This is a genomic window from Streptomyces sp. NPDC050448 (genome assembly GCF_040655295.1).
Lineage (GTDB): Bacteria > Actinomycetota > Actinomycetes > Streptomycetales > Streptomycetaceae > Streptomyces.
This window is the reverse complement of the sequence record NZ_JBFAJR010000024.1, coordinates 21,999-45,311: the sequence shown is the minus strand read 5'-3', so window position 1 is coordinate 45,311 and position 23,313 is coordinate 21,999. Positions and strand designations below refer to the sequence as shown.

General features: G+C 73.8%; 23 protein-coding genes. 20 read left to right on the top strand and 3 right to left on the bottom strand.

All coding sequences use genetic code 11. The features are described from left to right. Positions 1 to 4: 4 nt before the first annotated feature. The 6 genes from AB0I68_RS25705 (at position 5) to AB0I68_RS25680 (ending at position 5,577) form a co-directional block, all read left to right on the top strand. Positions 5 to 814 carry a DUF1365 domain-containing protein gene (locus AB0I68_RS25705; protein WP_363179714.1) on the top strand — a complete coding sequence of 270 codons (810 nt, stop codon included), beginning with the start codon at positions 5 to 7 and terminating at the stop codon, positions 812 to 814. Continuing rightward, positions 811 to 2,088, top strand: a complete 1,278-nt coding sequence (locus AB0I68_RS25700; RefSeq protein WP_363179713.1) for a cyclopropane-fatty-acyl-phospholipid synthase family protein — start codon at positions 811 to 813, stop codon at positions 2,086 to 2,088. Before AB0I68_RS25705 ends, AB0I68_RS25700 begins: the two co-directional genes overlap by 4 nt. Then, a complete protein-coding gene (locus AB0I68_RS25695) occupies positions 2,085 to 2,894 on the top strand; it encodes a DUF1295 domain-containing protein (RefSeq protein ID WP_363179712.1) in 810 nt (269 codons plus the stop codon). Before AB0I68_RS25700 ends, AB0I68_RS25695 begins: the two co-directional genes overlap by 4 nt. Continuing rightward, the gene (locus AB0I68_RS25690) at positions 2,891 to 3,610 is read left to right on the top strand and encodes an alpha/beta hydrolase (RefSeq protein WP_363179711.1); all 720 of its coding nucleotides are present in this window, start codon (positions 2,891 to 2,893) and stop codon (positions 3,608 to 3,610) included. Before AB0I68_RS25695 ends, AB0I68_RS25690 begins: the two co-directional genes overlap by 4 nt. 115 nt (positions 3,611 to 3,725) lie before the next feature. Next, positions 3,726 to 4,781 (top strand): M4 family metallopeptidase, encoded by a 1,056-nt coding sequence (locus AB0I68_RS25685; protein WP_363179710.1) that lies wholly within the window; start codon positions 3,726 to 3,728, stop codon positions 4,779 to 4,781. A 517-nt stretch (positions 4,782 to 5,298) separates the two neighbouring features. Then, complete coding sequence (locus AB0I68_RS25680) at positions 5,299 to 5,577, top strand: hypothetical protein (protein ID WP_363179709.1); 279 nt, start codon at positions 5,299 to 5,301, stop codon at positions 5,575 to 5,577. Here AB0I68_RS25680 and AB0I68_RS25675 read toward each other — a convergent pair. Beyond that, entirely contained in the window at positions 5,555 to 6,175 is a 621-nt protein-coding gene (locus AB0I68_RS25675) for a hypothetical protein (protein WP_363179708.1), read from the bottom strand. The two genes, AB0I68_RS25680 and AB0I68_RS25675, sit on opposite strands and share 23 nt — an antisense overlap. A gap of 233 nt (positions 6,176 to 6,408) precedes the next feature. Beyond that, positions 6,409 to 6,819, bottom strand: coding sequence for an organic hydroperoxide resistance protein (locus AB0I68_RS25670; RefSeq protein ID WP_054220897.1), 411 nt, complete (start codon positions 6,817 to 6,819; stop codon positions 6,409 to 6,411). Positions 6,820 to 6,944: 125 nt separating this feature from the next. Between AB0I68_RS25670 and AB0I68_RS25665 the strand changes: the two genes are divergently transcribed. The 10 genes from AB0I68_RS25665 to AB0I68_RS25620 all read left to right on the top strand — a co-directional run bounded on the left by AB0I68_RS25665 (position 6,945) and on the right by AB0I68_RS25620 (position 17,627). Next, entirely contained in the window at positions 6,945 to 7,418 is a 474-nt protein-coding gene (locus AB0I68_RS25665) for a MarR family transcriptional regulator (protein WP_363179707.1), read from the top strand. A gap of 175 nt (positions 7,419 to 7,593) precedes the next feature. Further along, positions 7,594 to 8,481: an oxygenase MpaB family protein gene (locus AB0I68_RS25660; RefSeq protein ID WP_363179706.1), complete on the top strand. Its 888-nt coding sequence runs from the start codon at positions 7,594 to 7,596 to the stop codon at positions 8,479 to 8,481. A gap of 10 nt (positions 8,482 to 8,491) precedes the next feature. Beyond that, the gene (locus tag AB0I68_RS25655) at positions 8,492 to 8,878 is read left to right on the top strand and encodes a VOC family protein (RefSeq protein WP_363179705.1); all 387 of its coding nucleotides are present in this window, start codon (positions 8,492 to 8,494) and stop codon (positions 8,876 to 8,878) included. A gap of 206 nt (positions 8,879 to 9,084) precedes the next feature. Beyond that, positions 9,085 to 9,219, top strand: coding sequence for a hypothetical protein (locus AB0I68_RS25650; protein ID WP_363179704.1), 135 nt, complete (start codon positions 9,085 to 9,087; stop codon positions 9,217 to 9,219). Between the two features lie 252 nt (positions 9,220 to 9,471). Further along, positions 9,472 to 11,079, top strand: coding sequence for a benzoylformate decarboxylase (gene mdlC, locus AB0I68_RS25645; RefSeq protein ID WP_363179703.1), 1,608 nt, complete (start codon positions 9,472 to 9,474; stop codon positions 11,077 to 11,079). A 37-nt stretch (positions 11,080 to 11,116) separates the two neighbouring features. Continuing rightward, positions 11,117 to 12,523 (top strand): FAD-linked oxidase C-terminal domain-containing protein, encoded by a 1,407-nt coding sequence (locus AB0I68_RS25640; protein ID WP_363179702.1) that lies wholly within the window; start codon positions 11,117 to 11,119, stop codon positions 12,521 to 12,523. Continuing rightward, positions 12,520 to 13,926, top strand: a complete 1,407-nt coding sequence (locus tag AB0I68_RS25635; RefSeq protein WP_363179701.1) for a cytochrome P450 — start codon at positions 12,520 to 12,522, stop codon at positions 13,924 to 13,926. Before AB0I68_RS25640 ends, AB0I68_RS25635 begins: the two co-directional genes overlap by 4 nt. Positions 13,927 to 14,046: 120 nt before the next feature. Next, positions 14,047 to 15,375 carry an alpha/beta hydrolase gene (locus AB0I68_RS25630; protein ID WP_363179700.1) on the top strand — a complete coding sequence of 443 codons (1,329 nt, stop codon included), beginning with the start codon at positions 14,047 to 14,049 and terminating at the stop codon, positions 15,373 to 15,375. 78 nt (positions 15,376 to 15,453) lie between these two features. Then, positions 15,454 to 17,373, top strand: a complete 1,920-nt coding sequence (locus tag AB0I68_RS25625) for a peroxidase family protein (protein ID WP_363179699.1) — start codon at positions 15,454 to 15,456, stop codon at positions 17,371 to 17,373. Continuing rightward, positions 17,370 to 17,627 carry a hypothetical protein gene (locus AB0I68_RS25620; protein WP_363179698.1) on the top strand — a complete coding sequence of 86 codons (258 nt, stop codon included), beginning with the start codon at positions 17,370 to 17,372 and terminating at the stop codon, positions 17,625 to 17,627. The genes AB0I68_RS25625 and AB0I68_RS25620 overlap by 4 nt, the downstream gene beginning before the upstream one ends. A 465-nt stretch (positions 17,628 to 18,092) precedes the next feature. On the opposite strand, the gene AB0I68_RS25615 is transcribed toward AB0I68_RS25620, so the two are convergent. Next, on the bottom strand, positions 18,093 to 18,449 hold the full coding sequence (locus AB0I68_RS25615; RefSeq protein ID WP_363179697.1) for a metalloregulator ArsR/SmtB family transcription factor: 357 nt from the start codon (positions 18,447 to 18,449) through the stop codon (positions 18,093 to 18,095). 71 nt (positions 18,450 to 18,520) lie between these two features. Between AB0I68_RS25615 and AB0I68_RS25610 the strand changes: the two genes are divergently transcribed. The 4 genes from AB0I68_RS25610 (at position 18,521) to AB0I68_RS25595 (ending at position 23,305) form a co-directional block, all read left to right on the top strand. Further along, complete coding sequence (locus AB0I68_RS25610) at positions 18,521 to 19,558, top strand: cation diffusion facilitator family transporter (RefSeq protein WP_363179778.1); 1,038 nt, start codon at positions 18,521 to 18,523, stop codon at positions 19,556 to 19,558. Positions 19,559 to 19,699: 141 nt separating this feature from the next. Beyond that, positions 19,700 to 20,056, top strand: coding sequence for a VOC family protein (locus AB0I68_RS25605; RefSeq protein WP_363179696.1), 357 nt, complete (start codon positions 19,700 to 19,702; stop codon positions 20,054 to 20,056). A gap of 176 nt (positions 20,057 to 20,232) precedes the next feature. Next, a complete protein-coding gene (locus AB0I68_RS25600) occupies positions 20,233 to 22,638 on the top strand; it encodes an excinuclease ABC subunit UvrA (protein ID WP_363179695.1) in 2,406 nt (801 codons plus the stop codon). Between the two features lie 313 nt (positions 22,639 to 22,951). Beyond that, positions 22,952 to 23,305, top strand: coding sequence for an SAV_915 family protein (locus AB0I68_RS25595; RefSeq protein ID WP_363179694.1), 354 nt, complete (start codon positions 22,952 to 22,954; stop codon positions 23,303 to 23,305). Positions 23,306 to 23,313: the final 8 nt, after the last annotated feature.

Below are 23,313 nucleotides of genomic sequence, written 5' to 3'. Positions count from 1 at the left end.
GGCCATGGCGCCGGGAACGAGCCCGGCGGGCCCGGCAGCCCCGGAGGCCCCGGAGGCCCCGACAGCCCCGGCCCTCCCGGCCGTCGCCGTGCCGGCCCTGTACGACTGCGTCGTCTCGCACGCGCGGACGGCCCCGGTGCGGCACTCCTTCCGGCACCGCACGTACATGTGGCTCGTGGACCTGGACGCGCTCCCCCGGCTCCCGTGGCCGCTGCGCCCCCTGGCCCGCTTCGACGCCCGCGACCACTTCACCGCCGCCGCACCGGGCATCCGGGCCGGCCTCGACGCGTACCTGGCCTCCCGGGACGTGCACCTCGACGGCGGCCGGGTCCTGATGCTGGCCCACGCCCGGGTCCTCGGGTACGTCTTCAACCCGCTGACCCTGTACTGGTGCCACGACCGCGCCGGAACTCTCGTCTGCGTCGTGGCCGAGGTCCACAACACGTACGGGCAGCGGCACTGTTACCTGCTGCGGACCGACGGCGCCGGCCGGGCCGAGGCGGCGAAGGAGCTGTACGTCTCGCCGTTCTTCCCCGTCGACGGCCACTACCGCATGCGCCTGCCGGAGCCGCGGGAGCGGCTCGAGCTCGCCGTCCAGCTCGAGCGCGCCGGGCAGCGGCCCTTCACCGCGACCCTGCACGGCCGGCACCGCCCCGCCTCCTCCCTCGCCCTGCTGCGCGCGGTCGCCCGGCGGCCGTGGTCCACGGCCGCCGTCTGGGCCGGGATCCGCCGCCACGCCATCCGCCTGCTGCTCCGCGGGCTGCCCGTCCAGCCCCGACCCGACCGCGCACCCCAGGAAGGCATCGCCCCGTGACCCTTTCCCTTCCCCGCACCGCCGACGAACCCGCGGAGCGGTACTCCGCCGACGCACAGGCGTGGCCGGACGTGGCGCGGCCGCCGGCGGCTCCCTTCGGGCACACGGCGGCCGCCCGCCGGCTGGTCCGCCGCGCCGTGACGGCGCTCCCCCTGCGCTGCCGGTTCGGCGCCGAGCCGCCCCGCGGGAGCGGCCCGTCGCTGACCGTCCACGACCCGGACGCTTTCTTCCGCCGGATCGGGGCGCACGGCCTGATCGGCTTCGGCGAGTCCTACATGGCGGGCGAATGGGACAGCGACGACCTGACCGGCCTGCTGACCGTCCTCGCCGCGCACGTGGACGACCTCGTGCCCGCCCCGCTGCGCCGGCTGCGCGGAGCGTGGGCGCAGCGCAGGCCCGAGGCGCAGCTGAACTCCCGGGCGGGGGCCCGGCAGAACATCCACCGCCACTACGACCTGTCGAACGAGCTGTTCGCGCTCTTCCTCGACGAGACCCTCTCGTACTCGTCCGCCGTCTTCACCGCGTTCCCCGCGCGCCGCGAGAGCCTGGCGGCCGCGCAGCACCGGAAGATCGACCGGCTGCTGGACCTCGCGTGCGTCGGCCCGGGCAAGCGCCTGCTGGAGATCGGCACCGGCTGGGGCGAACTCGCCCTGCGCGCGGCCGCCCGCGGGGCACGCGTGACGACCGTGACCCTCTCCGCCGAGCAGCAGCACCTCGCCCGCCGCCGTATCGCCGCCGCGGGGCTGGCCGACCAGGTGGACGTGGAACTGCGGGACTACCGCGACCTGGAGGGCCGGTACGACGCGGTGGTGAGCGTGGAGATGATCGAGGCGGTCGGCAGGGACTTCTGGCCGACGTACTTCGCCGCCCTGCGCGATGCGGTGGCGCCCGGCGGCCGGATCGCGCTCCAGTCCATCACCATGGGGCACGAACAGATGCTGCACACGTCCCGTACGCACACCTGGATCAGCAAGTACGTCTTTCCCGGCGGCCTCATTCCCTCCCGCGAGGCCATTGAGGCGCACTCGGCCGGCGCGGGGTTGCGGATCGTCTCCGACCAGGGGTATGGCGACCACTACGCGCAGACCCTGTGCCTGTGGCGGGAACGCTTCGCGGAACGGGCGGACGCCGTGGCGGCGCTCGGCTTCGACGCGACGTTCCGGCGCATGTGGGAGTTCTACCTCGCCTACTCCGAAGCCGGGTTCCGGGCCCGCTACCTCGATGTCCGGCAACTGCTCCTGACGGAGGACATCTCGACGGGGGCACGGCAGTGAACCCCGCCTCCTGGGAGGCCCTCCGGAGCAATCTGGCCGCTGCCGCCGCCACGGCCGCCGCCGTGCTGCTCCTGGCCTTCGCGGTCGGTACGGCCCGACGCCTGCACCGGACCGTGGACATCGCCTGGGGACTCGCCTTCGCCGCGGTCGCGACGGTCTCGTACGCCCTGTCGTCCGGGTACGGGGACGGCGGCCGGCGGCTCCTGGTCGCCGCCGCGACCGTCGTCTGGGGGGTGCGGCTGGCGGTGCACATCGCGTGGCGCGGCCGCGGGCACGGCGAGGACCCCCGCTACACGAAGCTGCTCGCCCGGGGGCCGGGCCATCGGCATGTGCGCGCCCTGCTCAAGGTGTACCTGCTCCAGGCGGGCCTGGTCTGGCTGGTCTCCCTGCCCGTCCAGGGCGCCTCGTACGCGGGCTCCCCCATCGGCGTCATCACGGTGCTCGGCGGCGGGCTGTGGGCGCTGGGCCTGGCCTTCGAGGCCGTGGGGGACTTTCAGCTCGCCCGCTTCAAGGCCGATCCCGCGCACCGCGGCACGGTCATGGACCGGGGTCTGTGGGCCTGGACCCGCCACCCCAACTACTTCGGCGACTTCCTGGTCTGGTGGGGGCTCTACCTGATGGCATGCGGCACCTGGCAGGCTGCCCTGCTGTGCCTGGTGTCCCCGGTGGCCATGACGCTGCTGCTGACCAAGGGGAGCGGCAAACGCCTGTTGGAGGCCCACATGGCAGAGCGTCCCGGCTACGGCGCCTACATCGCCCGAACCAGCGGGTTCCTCCCGCTGCCGCCCCGGCGAGGTCACGTATGAGGAAGCCGACGGGCGCGCTGGCGCTGCGCCGGGTGCCGCGGGACGCGACCGCCGCGGTGCTCCTGCTGCACGGTGGCCGTCCGGTGGGGCTGGAAGCGCCGCCGCGGCCGAACCTGCCGGGGCTGCGGATGCGTCCCTTCGCGGGGGCGATCGCGGCCGCCGCGCCGGCGCGGGGCGTGGTGGTGGCGGAGGTCCGCTACGTGCACCAGGGCTGGAACGGCCACCGCGCGGACCCGGTCCACGATGTCTGGCAGGCCCTGCGCGAACTGCGCTGCGTTGCGGGGCCGCTGCCCGTGGTGCTGGTCGGGCATTCCATGGGAGGGCGTGCCGCGTTGCGGGCCGCAGCCGACCCGCTGGTACGCGGCGTGGTCGGGCTCGCGCCGTGGTGCCCGCCGGGTGAACCGGTCATGCATCTCGGTGACACGGCCGTGGTGCTCCTGCACGACGAAGCGGACCGTGTCACCGGGGCGCAGGCGTCGTGGGACTACGTGCGGCGCGCCCGTGCGCGGGGGGCGCCGGCCGGAGGCATCGTCATGCCGTTCGGGCGGCACACGATGCTCCGTCAGGCGCGCGCCTGGCACCGGGTCACCACCGACACCGCGCTGGGCCTTCTCGGCCTGACCGCCCTCCCGGACGAGCTGTTCACCGGCCGGGTTCCCGGGGCGCGGCCGGGTCCGGGCGCGCCGCTGGCAGCCGGTGGTCAGCGCCGGGTGTGAGCAGCGGTGATCGAGGGGCGGTCGCGAAGTTTGGTCCGGAGCCTGGTCAAAGGGGCTGTCGGTGCGCAAGGATCACGGCCGCAACCCCGCCAATCCCCACTACGGGAGGATGCACATGGCTCGCCGCACATCCCGCGGCCTGATCGCCGCGGCCACCACCACCGCAGCGCTGTTCACTCTGGCCGGCCCGGTCTCGGCCGCGCCCTCGACGGCCGCCACCCCCGCGGCCGGGCTGCCCCAGGCCCGCCTCTTCATGGTCAACCCCGTCCAGTCCTCGGGCGATCAGACGCTCGCCGACGACAAGGACTCCGCCGGGGCCGTGCCCGCTTCCGCCTACACCCTGGCCGCGCTGCGGAACCTGGACGGCAGCGGCTCGCTCTCGGGGAAGTGGGCGTACGTCCGTTCGGACACCGGCACCTCTGCGAAGCTCGCGGACGTGGGTGCGTACAACCGCGCCGACGACCAGTTCGAGCAGGTCATGGCCTACTTCTGGGTCAACGAGGCGCAGGAGTACCTGCAGGGCCTGGGCTTCGGGAGCGAGCTGCCGGGCGCCAACGACCGCGCGCAGCCGGTCCGCATCAACCAATGGGGGGCCGACAACTCGTTCTTCAGCGACACGAAGGCCGAGATCCGCTTCGGCAAGGGCGGGGTCGACGACGCCGAGGACGCCGAGGTCATCGTCCACGAGTACGGCCACGCGGTGCACAACGCGCAGGTCCCGGGCTTCGGTACGTCGCCGGAGGCCGGGGCGATCGGCGAGGCGTTCGGGGACTACCTGGCGGTCGAGGTCGGTGCGTACGCGGACGCGGCGTACGGATGGCCGCGCAAGGCGGACCTGGCCTGTGTGGGCGACTGGGACTCAAGCTCCTACAGCACCGCTCCGCACTGCCTGCGCCGGGTGGACGGGAACAAGGTGTACGCCGACCGGGTCGGCGAGGTCCACGCGGACGGTGAGATCTGGTCCCGCGCCCTCTTCGACATCCGCGGGGCGCTGGGCGCACGGACTGCCGACCGGATCATCGTGAACGCGCAGTTCGGCTTCCGCCCCGACACGTCCTTCCAGGACGCGGCGCTGACGACGATAGCAACGGCGCAGCGCATGTACGGACAGGGCGCCGGGGACACCGTCCGCGCCGCCTTCAAGGCCCGGCAGATACCCGGGGTCCAATAGCCCGGTGGCCCAGTGGCCCTGTCCGTCGGCTCCGGGCTCCGGCCCGGAGCCGACGGCGTTGTCAGTGGTCGGCGGTACCGTCACCGGCTTCGTATGTCCCCCAGACCTGGCTCGGCCCGCTCCTTGGCTGCGGTGCTCCGGAGCTCGTGGCCAGGGCGCTGACGGACGGTGCCCGCAGGATGGCAGTGCGGTATGCCCTGCTGCGGGTGTGGGAGCGCCGCGGCCCCGACGCCGTCCGGACCGTGTCAAACGGCTGCGCCGGAGCGAAGGGCTCTGGCAGACGGACTCGGTGATCGGGAGCTTCCCCGCGAACCGGACTGGGCGGGTCTGGAGGCCGAGCACCTGCGCGAGCCGATCCCGTACCGGGACCGGCTGGTGAACCGGCCGGAAGCCCCGCGCGATCTCAAGCTGCGGTACGCGGAGCAGCTCGCCGAGCCGGCGTCCGGGCAGACGTACGACCCGGAGCCGTGCCCGCGCCCGCCACGCGCTGGGCGGCGTCTACCGCGAGCCGCTGACCGTGCGGGTGGACCGGCTGCTGACAACCGGCGGGCTCACGGGACGGGACCTGGTCCACGAGGCCGCTCCGGCCGCCCGGATCCTGTCCTACCTCAATGCCGCGCGGCGGCGCGGCGACGCGCCCGCGGAGATACGCGCCGCCGTGGACGAGGTCGCCGCCCTGGTCGGGGACCGGCTCGGTACGGATCCCGCGGCCTGGGGGCGGGTGACCGCCCGGCTCACCGAGCGCGATCCGGACCGGGACCCGGTGTGCCCGGTCAGTTGCCTGATGGAGCCGTAGCCGTGAGGGGGCGGCGGTCCGGATCACCGGCCTGCCGCCCCAGGGGTGCGAACGCGAGGAGGAACAACAGCCCTGCCGGCGGCAGCAGGTCCAGGCTGACGCCCGTGGCCACGATGCCCGCCACCACCGCGGCGGGCTGCCAGGCGGCGATCCGCCGAAGCGCCGCGAGCTGGGCCATGAGCAGCAACAGGCCGACGTAGAACAGGAGCGGACCGACGGTGTAGACGGCGGGCTCCACACCCGTGTGGCTCTTGACGCGCCGGAAGAGCTCGCGCATGGCCTCGTGGTCCTCACTGAGGAACCCGACGAAGAGATCGACGACCGCCTGCGCGACGACCGCCGCGGTGCCGAGCAGGCCCGTCACCGCCCCGGCGCCGGCCAGCCCCCGGGCGGCCGGGCCGCGCCCCCGCACCGCCATCCGCCGCATCTCCAGCACGATCGGGATGAAGCACAACACGCTGGCCAGAAAACAGAGATGGCCCAGAGACCAGGCGAATCCGGGGCCGTGTTCCTCGTCGGTCAGCCGGATGAGCCCGTAGGCCGTCATGCAGAGCGGACCGGCTGTGAACGCCGTCCGCTGCCAAGGTGTGTTCGACATGCCCTGATCATGTCGGCGCCGGGATCGCCCCGCCCTCGGGGAACGCCCTGATACGCCCCTGAGGCGCCCCCGAGATCCACAGGAGAGTCGGCCCCGCTCAACGGTGCGGGCCGGTGGTGCCGGTGCCCGCCCGGGGACCTCGACGCACCGGAGGACTGCCCGCCGCGTCGGCGGCGGCCCTCACAGGGCGTCGGCCGGGCCGGGGGCCCTGATGACAGGGCCCCCGATCGGGACTACTCGATCACCAGCTCGACCGGGATGTTGCCGCGGGTGGCCTTGGAGTAGGGGCAGACCTCGTGGGCCTGCTTGACCAGCAGCGCGCCCGTCTCGCCGGCGAGGGACTCCGGGAGCTCGACGCGCAGGGTGACGGCCAGGCCGAAGCCCGTGTCGTCCTTGCCGATCGAGGCTTCCGCGGTGACCGACACCTCACCGGTGTCGACCTTGGCCTGCCGGCCGACCAGGCCGAGCGCGCTGGCGAAGCAGGCCGCGTAGCCCGCCGCGAAGAGCTGCTCGGGGTTGGTGCCCTGGCCGTTGCCGCCGAGCGCCGGAGGCATGGCGAGCGCGAGGTCGATCTGGCCGTCCGAGCTGACCGTGCGGCCTTCGCGGCCGTTGGCAGTGGCGACAGCGGTGTACAGCGCGTCCATCGGGGGTTCCTCTCGCGGTGGTGACCGTGTCAGCCGGTGATCGGCTGACCTCCACCACTAGAGCACACAATTCAGTTGTGCACAACTAAATGACTCGCAAGTCGCGCCCGGCTACACTTGCGTCCATGACCGAGCAGCCCACCGAAACCCTCCGCGAGGAGGACTTCCTCCGCCTGGACGGCCAGATCTGCTTCGCGCTGAACGCAGCGAGCAGGGCCTTCGGCGGCCTCTACCGCGTGGTCCTCAAGGACCTCGGCCTGACCTACCCCCAGTACCTGGTGATGCTGGTGCTCTGGGAGCACGGCACGACGCCCGTCAAGGAGCTCGGGAACCACCTGAGGCTCGACTCGGGGACGCTGTCCCCCCTGCTCAAGCGCCTCGAGGCCGCGGGTCTGGTCCACCGCGAGCGCAGCACCGAGGACGAGCGGTCCGTACACGTCGGCCCCACCGAGGCCGGTACGGCGCTGCGCGCACGCGCGGCGGAGGTACCGCGCCGGATCGCGGCCGCCACCGGTTTCGAGCTCGCCGAGATCCGCGACCTCCAGACCCGGCTGCACCGCCTCACCGCCGCGCTCGACGCCGCCGTCCCGGAGCTGTGACGCGGCGGCCGGCCCGGCGGGGCCGGCCACCGCACTCGGTCGAAGCGGGCCAGGACCCGGTCCGGATCCCGCTCCCCGCCCCCTCCCGGACCCGCGAGGCGCCCCGCGCGCTCGCCCGGCTGCGGGATGCCCGAAAGTCCGGATGTGCGGGCGGCCGGTGCACGACAATGGACCGATGAACGTTCCGGCACCTGCCCTGGACCGGCTGCGGGAGCAACTCGGCCGCAGTCTGTTCGCCCGTGTCGCCGGGCCCTCGGGCCCGGAGAACCGCGCCCGCATCCACGGCACCCCCGGCCCCCGCTGGTTCGGCCCGGACCGCCCGATCCGTACCGTCCACGGCGACGCCTCGATGTTCATCGGCGGGCTCAGCGCCCTGCTGCTGCAGTCGCTGCACCCGCTGGCCATGGCTGCCGTCGCCGCGCACTCCGGCTACCGCGGGGACCCGTGGGGACGGCTCCAGCGCACCAGCACCTTCCTCGCCGTGACGACGTACGGCACCGCGGACGACGCCGAGCAGGCGGTCGCCCAGGTGCGCGCCGTCCACGAACAGGTGCGCGGGGTGTCCGCCGACGGGCGGCCGTACCGGGCCTCCGACCCGCATCTCCTGGGCTGGGTCCACATCGCCGAGGTCTACTCCTTCCTGCGGGCGCACCAGCGGTACGGCGCCCACCCCCTCGACGGCGCCGGCTGCGACGCCTACCTCGCCGACACCGCCCGGGTGGCCGTGGCCCTGGGCGCGGTCGACCCGCCGCGCGACCGGGCCGCGCTCACCGCCCGGCTCGCGGCGTACCGGCCGGAGCTGCGGGCCACCCGCGAGGCGCGCGAGGCCGCCCGCTTCATCCTGTACCGCCCGCCCCTGCCGCCGGCCGCCCGCGGTCCGTACGCCGTCCTGGCCGCGAACGCCGTGGGGATGCTGCCGCCGTGGGCCCGCGATCTCCTCGGCGTCCCGTACCTGCCGCTCCTGGACCGGGCGTGCATACGGCCGGCCGGGCACGCCCTGACCGGGGGCATCCGCTGGGCCATGCGGCCCCTGCGTGCGGCGCACGTTCCGGAGAGGCCTTAGGTTCGCCGGCATGGTGCACGTACTGGGCAGCAGGATCCTGCTGACCCCCACGGACCCGGAGCGCTCGCGCGCCTTCTACGGCGGCACGCTGGGGCTCGCGGTCTACCGGGAGTTCGGCACCGGGCCGGAACGCGGCACGGTCTACTTCCTCGGCGGCGGCTTCCTCGAGGTCTCGGGCCGCGCGGAGAGCCCGCCGTCGCCCGGGCTCCGGCTGTGGCTCCAAGTCGCCGACGTGCAGGCGGTGTACGAGGAGCTGCGGATGCGGGAGGCCGAGGTGCTGCGGCCGCCCCTGCGGGAGCCCTGGGGCCTGATCGAGATGTGGATCGCCGATCCGGACGGTGTCCGCATCGCCGTGGTGGAGGTCCCGGCGGACCATCCGCTGCGGTTCCGCCCCTGAGCCCCGCCGGCCCCGCGGCAGCCTTCACCGCGGAAGTCCTGACCTGCGTCCCGGACGACGACGCGCAGCGCGATCCGGTCGCCGAGCCGGTCCGGGTGCAGGCCCCCCGGGTGCCTGCTGTACGCCAGCGACATGGTCCTCCAGGACGACGCACGCAACCGGGCCGCTACGCCGCCCACGCCGCGGAGTTCGGCACCCCGTGCGGGGTGTCCACCACCAGTGACGGCGCCGTGTGCCGGCACCACGACCCGGCCCGGCTGCGCGCGCTGCCGTCCGGTCTCGACCTCGTGCACGAGCGCCCGATCGACGTCACCACGATGAGTGGCCACGGCTCACGATGACCCGGCTCGCGCGTCGGCCGAAGTCGGCGCGCCCCGCCGTGGGGTGAATGCGCGCGTCCACCCATCGGGGGGACATCCGGCCCGGCCCGTGGACGCGGCGTCAACCACGCCCGGCCGCACGGCCGGTACCGAGGCGGGTCCGCAGCGGGGGCATAGCAGGCGCGGGTGGACCGTGGAGGCCTTTTGTAAAGATCAACTCAGTGTGCTGGATTGATCACCGACAGTGCCCCCGGCTGCGCGGAAGGACACCCCATGCGCACGGTTCGCGAATCAGTCCTGGACGTTCTACGAGCACGTGGTGTCACCACGGTCTTCGGCAACCCCGGCTCGACCGAACTGCCGATGCTCAAGCGGTTCCCCGATGACTTCCGGTACGTGCTCGGCCTCCAGGAGGCCGTCGTCGTCGGTATGGCCGACGGTTTCGCACTCGCCTCCGGAACCACCGCCCTCGTCAACCTGCACACCGGTCCCGGCACCGGCAATGCGATGGGCGCCATCCTCAATGCCCGCGCGAACCGGACCCCGATGGTCGTCACCGCCGGCCAGCAGGTGCGCGCCATGCTCACCATGGAGGCCCTGCTCTCCAACCCCCAGGCCACGCTGCTCCCCCAGCCCGCCGTCAAGTGGGCGTACGAGCCCCCGCGCCCCGCGGATGTCCCCGCCGCGCTGGCCCGCGCCGTGCAGATCGCCGAAACCCCGCCCCACGGGCCGGTGTTCCTGTCCCTCCCCATGGACGACTTCGACGCGGAGCTCACCGAGGCGCAGGACCGGGCCGGCCAGGCGGCCGCAGCTCGCCGGATCACGCACGCCGCCGCGCCCGACGCGGCCACGGTCGCCGCACTCGCCGACCGGATCTCCGGCGCCCGCTCCGCCGTCCTCGTCGTGGGCGACGACGTCGACGCCTCCGGCGCCTGGGACGCGGTCCTCGCGCTCGCCGAGCGCACCGGACTGCCCGTGTGGGCGGCGCCCGTTTCGGCCCGCGTCTCCTTCCCCCGCAGCCATCCGCAGTTCCGCGGGGAGCTGGTCCCGGCGATCGACCCGCTCGGCCGGCAGCTCTCGGGGCACGACCTGGTCGTCGTGGTCGGCGCGCCCGTGTTCCGCTACTACCCGTACATCCCCGGCTCCCACCTGCCCGAGGGCGCCGAGCTCGTCCTCCTCACCCGGGACGCCGAGGAGGCCGCCAAGGCCCCCGTCGGGGATGCGGTCGTCGCGGACCTGGCGCTGACCGTACGGGCGCTCGCGGACCGGCTCCCGGCCGGCGGCGGGACCGCGCCCGCGCCGCACGAGCAGGTGCGGTTCCCCGAGGCCGCCGACGGCGTCCTCAGCCCGCTCGCCGCCATGACCGCCATCGCGCAGGGCGCCCCGGAGAACACCCTCTGGATCAACGAATCGCCCTCCAACGTCCCGCAGTTCCACGAGGCCACCCGGATCAGCACCCCGGGCTCCTACCTGTTCTCCGCGGGCGGCGGACTCGGCTTCGGGGCCGCCGCGGCCGTCGGCGCCCAGCTCGGCGCGCCCGACCGGCCCGTGGTCTGCGTCATCGGCGACGGCTCCATCCACTACGCCGTCCAGGCCCTGTGGACGGCGGCCACGTACAAGGTCCCCGTCACCTTCGTCGTCCTCAGCAACGCCAAATACGCGATCCTCCAGTGGTTCGCGCAGCTCGAACACGCCCAGGGCGCCCCCGGCCTCGACATCCCCGGTCTCGACATCACGGCCGTCGCCGACGGCTACGGAGTGCGCACCCACCGGGCCCACGGCGCGAGTGAACTCACCAAGCTCGTACGGGACTCCGCGGCCCAGCAGGACGGACCGGTGCTCATCGACGTGCCCGTGACCACCGAGCTCCCCTCCCTCTGAGCCCGGACTCCAGCCCCTCCACCACCAGAAGGCCCACATGTCCCCCGACACCCCCCTGCTGTCCCGCCTGCGCACCCTCCTCACCGACCACGCCGACGTCCTGCACACCGACCCCGAGACCCTCGCCGCGCACGCACGCGACGCGGCGCCGTTCTCCGAGGCCGGCACCCCCGCCGTCGTCGCCTTCCCGCGCACCGCCGAGCAGGTGCGGCACATCATGCGCACCGCGTACGAGCTCGGCGTCCCCGTCGTCCCGCAGGGCGCCCGCACCGGTCTCGCGGGCGCCGCGAACGCGATCGACGGCTGCGTCGTCCTGAGCACCGCCCGGATGGACCGCATCCTCGAGATCGACCCCGCCAACCGGCTCGTGCGCTGCGAGCCCGGCGTGGTCACCAAGCGCCTCAGCGACGCGGCCGCCGAGCACGGCCTCTCCTACCCGCCCGACCCCGCCTCCTGGGAGCACTGCACCATCGGCGGGAACATCGCCACCGGCGCCGGCGGCATCTGCTGCGTCAAGTACGGGGTCACCGCCGACTACGTCCGCGGCCTGGACCTCGTCCTCCCCGACGGCCGCCGGATGCGGACCGGGCGGGACACCGCCAAGGGGGTCGCCGGCTACGACCTGACCCGCCTGCTCGTCGGCTCCGAGGGCACCCTCGCCGTCATCGTCGGCGCCACGCTCGCGCTGCGTCCCGTACGGCCGCCCGCCCTGGCCCTGCTCGCCCAGTTCCCGACCCTCACGGCGGCCGGGAACGCCGTCGCCGCGATCACCGCGGCCGGCCACGTCCCGTCCGCCCTCGAACTCCTCGACCGGGCCACCTCCCAGGCCGTCGCCGACCACGGGCACCCCATGCTCGCCCCGGGCGCCGCCGCCACCCTCATCATCGAGAGCGACACCGCCGATCCCGGCCACGACCTCGCGGCCATGGCCCTCCTGTGCAAGGAGGCCGGGGCCCAGAACCTGGTCACCGCCGCCGGAGCCGAGGAGTCCCGGCAGATCATCGAGGCCCGGCGGCTGGTCACCCCGGCCCTGGGGGCGTTCGCCGCGACCCTCGGCGGGAAGCCGACCGCCTTCATCGAGGACGTGGCCGTGCCACGCTCCGAACTGGCCAAGTTCATGGGCACCATCGAGGAGATCGCCGTACGGAACCGGCTGCGGATCTTCACCCTCGGCCACGCGGGAGACGGCAACCTGCACCCGACCGTCGTCTTCGACGAATCGGACGCGGACGAGTTCCGCCGCGCCCAGACCGCGTACGACGACATCATGGCCGCGGGCCTCGCCCTCGGCGGCACCAGCACCGGCGAGCACGGCATCGGCACCCTCAAGCGGGAATGGCTGACCCGCGAGCTCGACCCGGTCAGCCTGGAACTGCAGCGCGGGCTCAAGCGGCTCTTCGACCCCGAAAACCTGCTCAACCCCGGCAAGGTCGTGGAGGCATGACCGAGGCCATGCCGAACACCGCCGCCGATTCCACCGCCGGGGCCCCGGCCGGCGCCGCGGGCCCCGCAGCCCTCGCCGTGCCGCAGCCCGCCCGGGCCGGGCGCGCCGAGACCGTCCGCTTCGCCGCCACCCACACGCTGCCCGCGTTCGTCCGGGGGGCCTTCCACCTGCGGCCCCGGGTCGTCGCGGCGTACGCGGCCCTCGGCCAGCAGGGCTGGTCGGCCGCGACCCTGCGGGCCATGCGGGCCCGGCACGGCGGGGCGCCCGTGGAGGTGCGCGGCCTGTCCGGGCCGCTGCTGGTCCTGCTCGACCAGGCCGACGTACGGCGGTTCTACGAACTGCCGGTGCGCACCCTCGCCATGGACGCGCCCGACAAGTACAGGGGGCTGTCCCTGCTGGAGCCCACGGGCGTCATCTGCTCCCACGGCGACATCCGCGAGGAGCGCCGGCGCGTCAACGACGAGGTGCTCGCGGCCGACCGGCCCGTGCACCCCTCGTGCAAGGAGTTCCAGGCCCTGATCGCCGAGGAGGCGCCCGCCCTGGTCCAGCGCTGCGAGCTCGGCTTCCCGCTGCTGCGCCGTACGGTGGCCCGGATCGGGCGCCGGATGGTCCTCGGCGACGCGGCCGCGGGCGACGAGGAGCTCGCCCGGTGGCTGCTCGCGATCCGCGAGGAGGCCAACTGGATGCGGATGCGCAAGGGTCGGGCCACGGCCGCCGAGGCGCTGTACCGCAAGGCCGCCGCCCGCGTCGAGGAGTACGCCGCCCGGGCGGAGCCGCACACCCTGGCCGCGCTCGCCCGCAGCCACCCGGCCGCCGCGGGACCGGGCGCCGCCGCACTGGACGCCGTGGGCCAGGCTCACCACTGGCTGCTCGCCCTCGACACCGTCGGCCCGACCGTGGCCCGTACCCTGCTGCTGCTCGCCGCGCATCCGGCCGAGCAGGAGGCCCTGCGGGCCGAGGTGGACGGCGGGGGCGCGGACCTGCCCCGGATGCGGGCCTGCGTACAGGAGACGCTGAGGCTGTTCCCGCTCGTGCCGGACCTCGTACGGGTCACCCGTGCCGAGACCGAGTGGCGCGGGGTCCACTATCCGGCGGGAACAGCGGTGCTGGTCCCCGCCCTGTTCCATCAGCGGGATCCCGAACACGTCCCGGCGGCGCACCAGTTCGTGCCCGCCCGCTGGCTGCGGCCCGGGGCGGCGCAGGACGTCCGGATGGCGCCCTTCAGCCACGGTGGCGGGCGCTGCCCCGGCGAGCACCTGGGCGTGCTGACGGCGGCCGAGCTGACCGCGGCGGTGCTGCGGGGGCGTCGGGTCAGCGGCGGCCGGCCCGCGGTGGACCCCTGTCTTCCGCTGCCCGGCATCCTCTCCTCGGCCGGCATCCGGCTCACCCTCGCCCTGCGCTGAGCCCGTGCGGCGGGGCGGTGCGGGGCAGCCGCCGGGCCCGCACCGCACGTCCAGCGCACGCCGCGGGCACCCCACCCGCACTCACCCCCACCTCCCCACCATGCCCCGGAGGGCACCTGCATGACCGATGCCACGACCGCCGTCACCGGGCACGAACCGGAGATCGACTCCCTGCACCACCTGTGCCGCCTGCTCGCGGAGGCCGCCGAAGGAGTGGGGGAGGCCTCCCGGTACGCCTCCGAACTCGCCCTCGGCACACGGCTGCCGCTGGCCGCCCGCGGCGGCGCCGTCCGGCGCAGCCTGCTGCGGACCATCACCGACCCCAAGGGGCTGGGCTGGGCCCCGCGCGGCCGCGGCCTCGCACGGATCGGCTGGCTCGCCGGGGTGTTCACCAGCCGGGAGAGCCTCGCGGTGAGCCTGGCCGTGACGGGCCTCAAGGCCCGGATCCGGGCCGCCGCCGTGACCCACCCCGAGCTGCTCGGCGATCCCGACACCGGGCGCGTGCTGAGAGCGATCGAGGCGGACCGTCAGCGGGAGGCGATCCGCGTCTTCCGCTCCATCCTCGGCAGCAAGGGCGCCGAGCGCACCTTCGCCCTGCTGGCCCCCTCGTTCGCCGACATCCTGGCGTGGAACGCCCTCACCGACGAGAACCCCCTCAACGACGGGGCGGGCTGGGAGGTCGCCACCGGCCGCACTCTGACCGGCGCCGAACCGATCCTCGGCGTCAGCGCCCGGGTCTGGGCCTTCCTCGACCGCGGCCCCGGACGGGCCGAACCGTTCGTCCCCTCCCCCGCCCTCGCCGAACGCCTCGACACCACCGGCACCATCGCCGGGTACGTCCGCAACATCGACGCGGTGGGCACCGACGGAACGCTGCTCGTCCAGCAGGTCGTGGGACCCGACGCAGTGGTGCGGTACGTCGTCCAGCTCGCCGGGATGTCCGGCGTCAGCGACGAGAGCCCCCAGGACCTGCTGGGCGCCGTACACGCGGTCGCGAGGCCTGCCACCCCGTACTCCAGGGCCGTCTCCAAGGCGCTGCGCCAGCTGATCCCCTCGGGCTCCGAACTGGCCCTGGTGGGCCACAGCCTGGGCGGGATCACCGCCATGAACCTGGCCGCCGACCGGGACTTCTGCGCCGTCCACCAGGTCACGCACGTCGTCGCGGTCGGCTCCCCCATCGACGGCAAGCGCCCCGCGGACCCGCGGACCCGCGGACCCGCGTGTACTCGCTGGTCAACGAGCACGACGTGGTGCCCAGCCTGGAGGGCCGCTCCTCGGTCTCGCCTTACGCGCTCCCGGACCGGTTCACCGAGTTCACCTGGACCGACGACACGCACGCCTTCCCGCTGTGCCATGCCGCCGAGAGGTACGCGCACAACCTCGAGCACGAGGTCCCCGAGGCGAGCGCGCTCGTGGACGCGGACCTCGCACCGTTCCGGGGCCGGGTGACCGCCGCCCGCTTCTTCCGGCTCTACGACCGCTGACCGCGCACCGCCGCCCCCTGCCCGCCGACCGCTGAGGAACACCATGACCGACACCACCTCCACCGAGCAGACCGCGGCCCCGGGCGAGGGGACCCCGGCGGCCCCGGCCGGCGCGGACGTCCCCTCGCAGGCCGCCCGCCCCGGCCAGGCCCCCGGGTACGGCCCGCCCGGGCTCCTCGAACGCCTCGGCTCGGCCGCCTTCGCCCGCGTCAACCGCACCCGCGAATGGCACGAACTGCCGCTCCCCCTGGGGCTGCTGAACCTCCGGGTGCTCCGCGACGACCTGCGCCGCCGGAACCTGTACGACACGTACGGCGCCGGCGGGGAGCGCCGCCGGCGCCCGACCTCCGCACTCGCGCCCTTCCGCTCGTACGACGGCTCGGGCTACGACCCGTACGACGAGGACATGGGCCGGGTCGGCACCCGGCTCGACCGCAACGCCCCGCTGCACCTCGTCTTCCCGGACTCCGACGAGGAGCTGATGTCGCCGAGCCCGCGCGAGATCAGCAGGCAGCTGCTGGCCCGCAAGGGGTTCGTGCCCGCGCCCACGCTCAACCTCCTCGCCGCCGCCTGGATCCAGTTCGAAAACCACGGCTGGGCCCACCACGGAGACAACGAGGAGGCCGAGCCGTTCACCGTCCCGCTCGCCGGGGACGACGACTGGGCCGAGCACGGCGGCAGCTGCCCGATGCGCGTGAACCGCACCCGCCCCGACCCGGTCGCCCACACCGCGGCCGACGCGCCGCCCACGTACGAGAACACCGTCACGCACTGGTGGGACGGCTCGCAGATCTACGGCTCCGACGAGGCCCGCTGCCGCTCCCTGCGCACGGGCGAACACGGGCGGCTCGTCGTCGAGGACGGCAGGCTGCCCGCCGATCCGCGGCCCGGGATGTCCTGCCTGGACCGGACCGGTATGAACAGCGACTACTGGACCGGCCTGTCACTGCTGCACACGCTCTTCGCCAAGGAGCACAACGCGATCTGCGACTACCTGCGCGCCCACTACCCGACCTGGGACGACGAACGGCTCTTCCACACCGCGCGGCTGGTCAACACCGCGCTCATGGCGAAGATCCACACGGTGGAGTGGACGCCGGGCATCCTCGACACCCCGGTCCTGCGCCGCGCGATGGACGCCAACTGGTACGGGGTGCTGCCGCGCTGGGTGAGCCGGACGTACGGGCGCTTCGGCAAGGGCGAGATGCTCAGCGGCATCCTCGGCTCCCCGACCGACCACCACGCGGCGCCCTTCTCGATGACGGAGGAGTTCGTCTCCGCGTACCGGCTGCACCCGCTGATCCCCGACGAGCTGGCCGTCCGCGACCACCGTGCGGGCGCCCTCCGGGCGACCATCGGCTTCGACGACATGCAGGGTGCGACCACCCGTGCGGCGATCAACGCGTACGGCATGAGCGACCTCTTCTACAGCTTCGGCACCGCCCACCCCGGCGCCCTCGTCCTGCACAACCACCCCGACGCGCTGCGCAATCTGGCGCGGCTCACCGGCGAGCACATCGACCTCGGCACCGTCGACATCCTGCGCGACCGCGAGCGCGGGATCCCCCGCTACAACGCGTACCGGCAGATGCTGCGCAAGCGCCCGGTCACCTCTTTCGAGGAGCTGACCGGCGGGCACCCGGGCGACACCCCGCTGCTGAAGGAGCTGTACGAGGGGCGCCTCGACCGGGTGGACACGCTGGTCGGCAATCTCGCCGAGCCGCGGCCGGCCGGATTCGGCTTCAGCGACTCCTTGTTCCGGATCTTCATCCTGATGGCCAGCAGGCGGCTCAAGAGCGACCGGTTCTTCACCACCGACTACCGGCCCGAGGTCTACACGGCGGAGGGCCTGGAGTGGGTGGACCGGGGCGGCATGGTCTCCGTCCTCCTGCGCCACCACCCCGAACTGGCCCCGGCCCTCGACGGTGTGACCAACGCGTTCGCCCCCTGGAGGGCCCTGTGAGCGCGATTCCCCCGCCGCGCACGGAGCGGCAGGAGCGGCGGTACGAGCCCGCGGAGGGGCTGCGGGCCCACTCGGTGGAGCTGCTCCGACACGCGGAACGGCTGCGGGCGGGGTCCGTGGCGCTGGACTGGAAGGGGCCGCAGGCCGAGGCCTTCCGGTGGCGGATCGAGGCCCTGGCCGACCGCTGCGCCACGGCGGCGGCCGGCCTGGCCCGGTCCGCGGAGCAGCTGGACGCGGTCGTACGCACCCGCTGACGGGCGGGCCCGGCCCGCCCTGTCCGGCGAGCCGGGCCCGCCGGGCTCCGCACTTGTTTCCGCGCCTGGTCCACCACCGCGTGGATGGCTCCCGGGGCGGTCGTAGGCGCACACCCGGGTGAACCGGGCGACCGTCGGAAGCGCCGCCGCAGCACCGGGTTTCAGGCCGGCCGCGGGGTGGGAGGGGTCCACGACGTGGGTCCACTCGTCCGCGGCCCCTCCCGTCCGGACACGAGCACGACGGTCGGGGATCCGGTTCCCCCGCACTCCAGGCGGATGCCGCGGCCGCCACCGATGGGCACCATGCGCGCGAAATCCCCGGAAGGGCCGTCCGGGGGCACGGTCGTCGCCGTGGCCGTGGCCGTCGTGACGGTGACCGTGCCACCGCCTGCGACGGGCGCAAGCGGTGCCGCGACGGTGACCGCACCAGCCAGGACCCCGTGTCCTGCGGACATCCACCCGGTCTCACACCCGGAGCCGGCCGGGACGACCAAGCTCGGCTGCGGCGAGCGCCTCGGCGACCAGGCGCCGCAGGTGGCCGTCGGCCAGGGCGTAGACCACGCGGCGGCCCTCCTTGCGGGTGGTCACCAGCCCCGACATCCGCAGCCGGGCCAGGTGCTGGCTGACCGCCGGCCGGGCCGCTCCCACCGCCGCGGCCAGCGTGCCGACATCGGCCTCGTCCGAGGCCAGGGCGTGCAGGAGGGCGAGGCGGGTGCGGTCGGCCAGCAGCCCCAGGATCTCGGCCGCGGCCTCGAAGGCCCGCGGGCCCGGTTCTTGCGGGTGCGAATCCTGCGCAGGTGATAGGTGCATGCGTGCGCTCATACGCACACAATAGGCGGGTGGGTGTCCGCGTCCACCCCTTCCCTGTCGTCCTCGTCGAAAGCGAGCGCGCTGTGAGCCACCACCACGAGCACCACGAGCACCACGACGGATCGTCCCGGGCGGGGCTCCGCCGCCGGCTCGCCCGTCTCGCCCACGCGTTCGCCCCACACGGCCACGCGGCGACGGACAAGGTCGATCCGGTGATGGAGACCTCCCGCCAGGGCATGCGCACGCTGTGGCTGTCCCTGGGCGTCCTGGGCCTGACCACGGCCGTCCAGGCCGCAGTCGTCGCCCTGTCCGGGTCGGTGGCCCTGCTCGGCGACACGGTCCACAACGCCGCCGACGCACTGACCGCGGTACCCCTCGGCATCGCCTTCGTCCTCGGACGGCGCGCGGCGAACCGCCGCTACACCTACGGCTACGGCCGCGCCGAGGACCTGGCCGGCATCGTCGTCGTCCTCACCATCGCCGCCTCCTGCGCCCTGGCCGCCTACCAGGCCGTGGACCGGCTCCTCCACCCCCGCGAGATCACCGGACTGTGGGCCGTCGCGGGCGCCGCGGTGGTCGGCTTCCTCGGCAACGAATGGGTGGCCCGGCAGCGGATCCGCACCGGCCGCCGGATCGGTTCCGCCGCGCTCGTCGCCGACGGCCTGCACGCCCGCACCGACGGGTTCACCTCCCTCGCCGTCCTCCTCGGCGCCGGCGGCGCCGCGATCGGCTGGCAGAGCGCCGACCCGGTCGTCGGCCTGTTCATCACCGCGGCCATCCTCATGGTGGTGCGGGATGCCGCGCGCGAGGTCTGCCGGCGCCTGATGGACTCGGTCGATCCGGCCCTGGTCGACGCCGCGCACGACGCGCTGCTCGCCGTGACCGGCGTACGGGGCACCGGGCAGGTGCGCATGCGGTGGATCGGGCACGCGCTGCGCGCCGAGGCCGACATCGTCGTCGACCCGCACCTCACGGTGGTGCAGGCGCACGCCCTGGCCGTCGAAGCCGAGCACGCGCTCATCCACGCCGTGCCCCGGCTGACCGCCGCCACCGTGCACATCGACCACACCGCCGACCACGGCGACCCGCACGCGGCCCTGGCCCACCACGGCGGCCGGTGAGAACCAGGGAACCGGTGGGGAACGGTGGGGAGCGGGCGACCGGACCGATCAGGATTCGAGAAGCGCGGGCCCGCCGGCCACAGCTAGCGTGATCGCCATGGACGTCACCGTCCCCGCACCCCCGCGACGTCAGGAGTGACCATGACCAGCTCTTCCACCCAGGGAATCAAGACCGTGCTGCATCCCGTCTCCGACCTGGCGAAGGCCAAGGAGGTCTACGCCGCGCTGCTCGGCGTACCGCCCCAGACCGACGAGTCCTACTACGTCGGCTTCGAGACCGCGGGCCAGCACATCGGGCTGGTGCCGTCCGGTGGACCGCAGGGCATGACCTCACCGGTGGCCTACTGGCACGTGCCGGACATCGAGGCGAAGCTCGCCGAGGTGACCGCCGCGGGTGCCACCGTGAAGGAGCCCGCCCGCGACGTCGGTGGCGGCCGCCTGGTGGCCACCGTCACCGACCCCGACGGCAACGTCCTCGGGCTGCTCCAGGACCGATGACCGCCGCTGTCCTCTGACGGCCCCGGCCGTCACAGGACAGCGTGGCCGGGGCCGTCAGAGGCTGCACGGGCCGAAGCGCAGAAGGACCGGACGTACGTGCCGGAAGCTGGTTGGATCGAGCCGGGCGACGGCGGCAGAGACCGTGAAGGCGGGCCCGCGAAGCAGATGGAGACACGATGGGCAAGGCCACGAGGACGGATACGCAGTCGCCTGCGCTGCACGGCGCCGACAGCCACGACCTGATCCGCGTGCACGGCGCGCGCGAGAACAATCTCAAGGACGTCAGCATCGAGCTCCCGAAGCGCCGCCTGACGGTGTTCACCGGCGTCTCCGGCTCGGGCAAGAGCTCCCTGGTGTTCGACACGATCGCCGCGGAGTCGCAGCGGCTGATCAACGAGACCTACAGCGCCTTCGTGCAGGGCTTCATGCCGACGCTGGCGCGGCCCGAGGTCGACGTCCTCGAGGGACTGACGACCGCGATCATCGTCGACCAGCAGCGGATGGGCGCCGACCCCCGCTCCACCGTCGGCACCGCCACCGACGCCAACGCGATGCTCCGCATCCTCTTCAGCCGACTCGGCACACCGCACATCGGGCCGCCCAGCGCGTACGCCTTCAACGTCCCCTCCGTCCGGGCGAGCGGTGCGATCACCGTCGAGCGCGGCGCCAGGAAGACGGTGAAGGCGACCTTCAACCGCACCGGCGGCATGTGCACCCGCTGCGAGGGCCGCGGTTGCGTCTCCGACATCGATCTCACCCAGCTCTACGACGACTCCAAGTCGCTCGCCGAGGGCGCGTTCACCATCCCCGGCTGGACGTCGGACAGCCAGTGGACCGTGCAGGTCTACGCCCAGTCCGGCTTCGTCGACCCGGACAAGCCGATCCGCAAGTACACCAAGAAGGAGATGCAGGACTTCCTCTACGGGGAGCCGGTCAAGGTGAAGGTCAACGGCGTCAACCTCACCTACGAGGGGCTGATCCCCAAGCTGCAGAAGTCGATGCTGTCCAAGGACAAGGAGGCGATGCAGCCGCACATCCGGGCGTTCGTGGAGCGGGCGGTCACCTTCACCACCTGCCCCGAATGCGACGGCACCCGGCTCAGCGAGGGGGCCCGGTCGTCGAAGATCGAGCGGATCAGCATCGCCGACGCATGCTCGATGCAGATCAGCGACCTGGCCGAATGGGTCCGCGGCCTCGACGAGCCCTCGGTGGCGCCGCTGCTCGCCGCGCTGCGGCAGACCCTCGACTCGTTCGTGGAGATCGGGCTCGGCTACCTCGCGCTCGACCGGCCGGCGGGCACGCTGTCCGGCGGCGAGGCGCAGCGCGTCAAGATGATCCGCCACCTCGGCTCCTCGCTCACCGACGTCACGTACGTCTTCGACGAGCCCACGGCCGGCCTGCACCCCCATGACATCCAGCGGATGAACGGCCTGCTGTTGCGGCTGCGGGACAAGGGCAACACGGTGCTCGTCGTGGAGCACAAGCCGGAGATGATCGCGATCGCCGACCATGTCGTCGACCTCGGCCCCGGCGCAGGTCAAGCGGGCGGCGCCGTCTGCTTCGAGGGCACCGTCGAGGGGCTGCGGGCCGGCGGCACGCTCACCGGCCGCCACCTCGACGACCGGGCCCGCGTCAAGGAGAAGGTGCGTACGCCCACCGGCACGCTGGAGATCCGCGGCGCGACGGCGAACAACCTGAAGGACGTCGACGTCGACATCCCGCTCGGGGTGCTCGCGGTCGTCACCGGCGTCGCCGGTTCCGGCAAGAGCTCGCTCGTACACGGATCACTGCCTGTCCGGTCGGGGGCTTCCGGCGAGGGCGTGGTGTCGATCGACCAGACCGCGATCCGCGGCTCGCGGCGGAGCAACCCGGCGACGTACACCGGACTGCTCGACCCGATCCGCAAGGCGTTCGCGAAGGCCAACGGCGTGAAACCGGCGCTGTTCAGCGCCAACTCCGAGGGCGCCTGCCCCACGTGCAACGGCGCGGGCGTCATCTACACCGACCTGGCGATGATGGCCGGCGTCGCCACCCCGTGCGAGGAGTGCGAGGGGAAGCGGTACCAGGCGTCGGTGCTGGAGTACCACCTCGGCGGACGCGACATCAGCGAGGTGCTGGCGATGTCGGTGACCGAGGCCGAGGAGTTCTTCGGCGCCGGCGAGGCCCACACTCCGGCCGCGCACCGCATCCTGGTCAGGCTCGCCGACGTCGGGCTCGGCTACCTCAGCCTCGGCCAGCCGCTCACCACCCTGTCCGGCGGGGAGCGGCAGCGGCTCAAGCTGGCCACCCATCTGTCCGACAAGGGCGGCGTCTACGTCCTCGACGAGCCCACCAACGGCCTGCACCTCGCCGACGTCGAGCAGCTGCTCGGCCTGCTCGACCGGCTCGTCGACTCCGGGAAGTCGGTCATCGTCGTCGAGCACCACCAAGCGGTCATGGCGCACGCCGACTGGATCATCGACCTCGGCCCCGGCGCCGGCCACGACGGCGGCCGGATCGTCTTCGAGGGCACACCCGCCGACCTCGTCGCCGCCCGCTCGACGCTCACGGGCGAGCACCTCGCCGCCTACGTCGGCAGCTGACCGCGCACGTACCGGCCCCGCTCGGAGGGTGTGAACACCGAGCGGGCCGTCTGCCGTCGACGGGTCGGGAGCCCTGCCGACGGGCTTCGGGTTCCGGAGCCGGAGCCGGAGCCGGAACCCTGACGGGTTTCTTATGCCGTGGCCCGGCGCGCGTCAGCGGCGTGTATGAAGTCGGCCGCTCGCCGTCAAGGTGGCGTCAGGGAGCGACGCGAAGGGTGGGCGCGCGGGGATAGCTTCGGTGTCGCGCCCCGGACCGCCTCCCCGCGCTCGGGGCGTCACCCGTCGCTTCTCGTGGTTCCTCAGGGAGGGCCCCATGTGTCTGTTCCGGTACGAAGACGATCCCGAGCCCGAGGAACGGGTCCCGGCCGGGCTTCTGTACGTACCCGTCCGGCCGGGAAGAGGAGCGGAGGCGGTGATCCGGCTGTTCCGCACTCCGCTGGGCGCCCGGACGGCCGTCGGTTTCACCAGCACGGACCGGCTGGCGGCCACGCTCGGCGAGGGCCGGCCGTACATCCGGCTGTCGGAGTCCCTGCTGCGCGAGCTGTGCGAACCGCTCGGCGCGGGCCTGGTCACCATCGATCCGACGCTCTCGGCTGCGCCGGCCGCCCCGGCGGCCGCTCCGGCGGAACCGCGCCAGCCGGGCCGGCTCCCGGCCCGGGCCGTCTGAGGGGGGAG

Coding starts and splice junctions, on each gene's coding strand:
- AB0I68_RS25705 (WP_363179714.1), top strand. CDS start 5: ATGGCGCCGGGAACGAGCCCGGCGGGCCCGGCAGCCCCGGAGGCCCCG.
- AB0I68_RS25690 (WP_363179711.1), top strand. CDS start 2,891: ATGAGGAAGCCGACGGGCGCGCTGGCGCTGCGCCGGGTGCCGCGGGAC.
- AB0I68_RS25685 (WP_363179710.1), top strand. CDS start 3,726: ATGGCTCGCCGCACATCCCGCGGCCTGATCGCCGCGGCCACCACCACC.
- AB0I68_RS25675 (WP_363179708.1), bottom strand. CDS start 6,175: ATGTCGAACACACCTTGGCAGCGGACGGCGTTCACAGCCGGTCCGCTC.
- AB0I68_RS25670 (WP_054220897.1), bottom strand. CDS start 6,819: ATGGACGCGCTGTACACCGCTGTCGCCACTGCCAACGGCCGCGAAGGC.
- AB0I68_RS25665 (WP_363179707.1), top strand. CDS start 6,945: ATGACCGAGCAGCCCACCGAAACCCTCCGCGAGGAGGACTTCCTCCGC.
- AB0I68_RS25660 (WP_363179706.1), top strand. CDS start 7,594: ATGAACGTTCCGGCACCTGCCCTGGACCGGCTGCGGGAGCAACTCGGC.
- AB0I68_RS25655 (WP_363179705.1), top strand. CDS start 8,492: ATGGTGCACGTACTGGGCAGCAGGATCCTGCTGACCCCCACGGACCCG.
- mdlC (WP_363179703.1), top strand. CDS start 9,472: ATGCGCACGGTTCGCGAATCAGTCCTGGACGTTCTACGAGCACGTGGT.
- AB0I68_RS25640 (WP_363179702.1), top strand. CDS start 11,117: ATGTCCCCCGACACCCCCCTGCTGTCCCGCCTGCGCACCCTCCTCACC.
- AB0I68_RS25635 (WP_363179701.1), top strand. CDS start 12,520: ATGACCGAGGCCATGCCGAACACCGCCGCCGATTCCACCGCCGGGGCC.
- AB0I68_RS25630 (WP_363179700.1), top strand. CDS start 14,047: ATGACCGATGCCACGACCGCCGTCACCGGGCACGAACCGGAGATCGAC.
- AB0I68_RS25625 (WP_363179699.1), top strand. CDS start 15,454: ATGACCGACACCACCTCCACCGAGCAGACCGCGGCCCCGGGCGAGGGG.
- AB0I68_RS25615 (WP_363179697.1), bottom strand. CDS start 18,449: ATGAGCGCACGCATGCACCTATCACCTGCGCAGGATTCGCACCCGCAA.
- AB0I68_RS25605 (WP_363179696.1), top strand. CDS start 19,700: ATGACCAGCTCTTCCACCCAGGGAATCAAGACCGTGCTGCATCCCGTC.
- AB0I68_RS25600 (WP_363179695.1), top strand. CDS start 20,233: ATGGGCAAGGCCACGAGGACGGATACGCAGTCGCCTGCGCTGCACGGC.
- AB0I68_RS25595 (WP_363179694.1), top strand. CDS start 22,952: ATGTGTCTGTTCCGGTACGAAGACGATCCCGAGCCCGAGGAACGGGTC.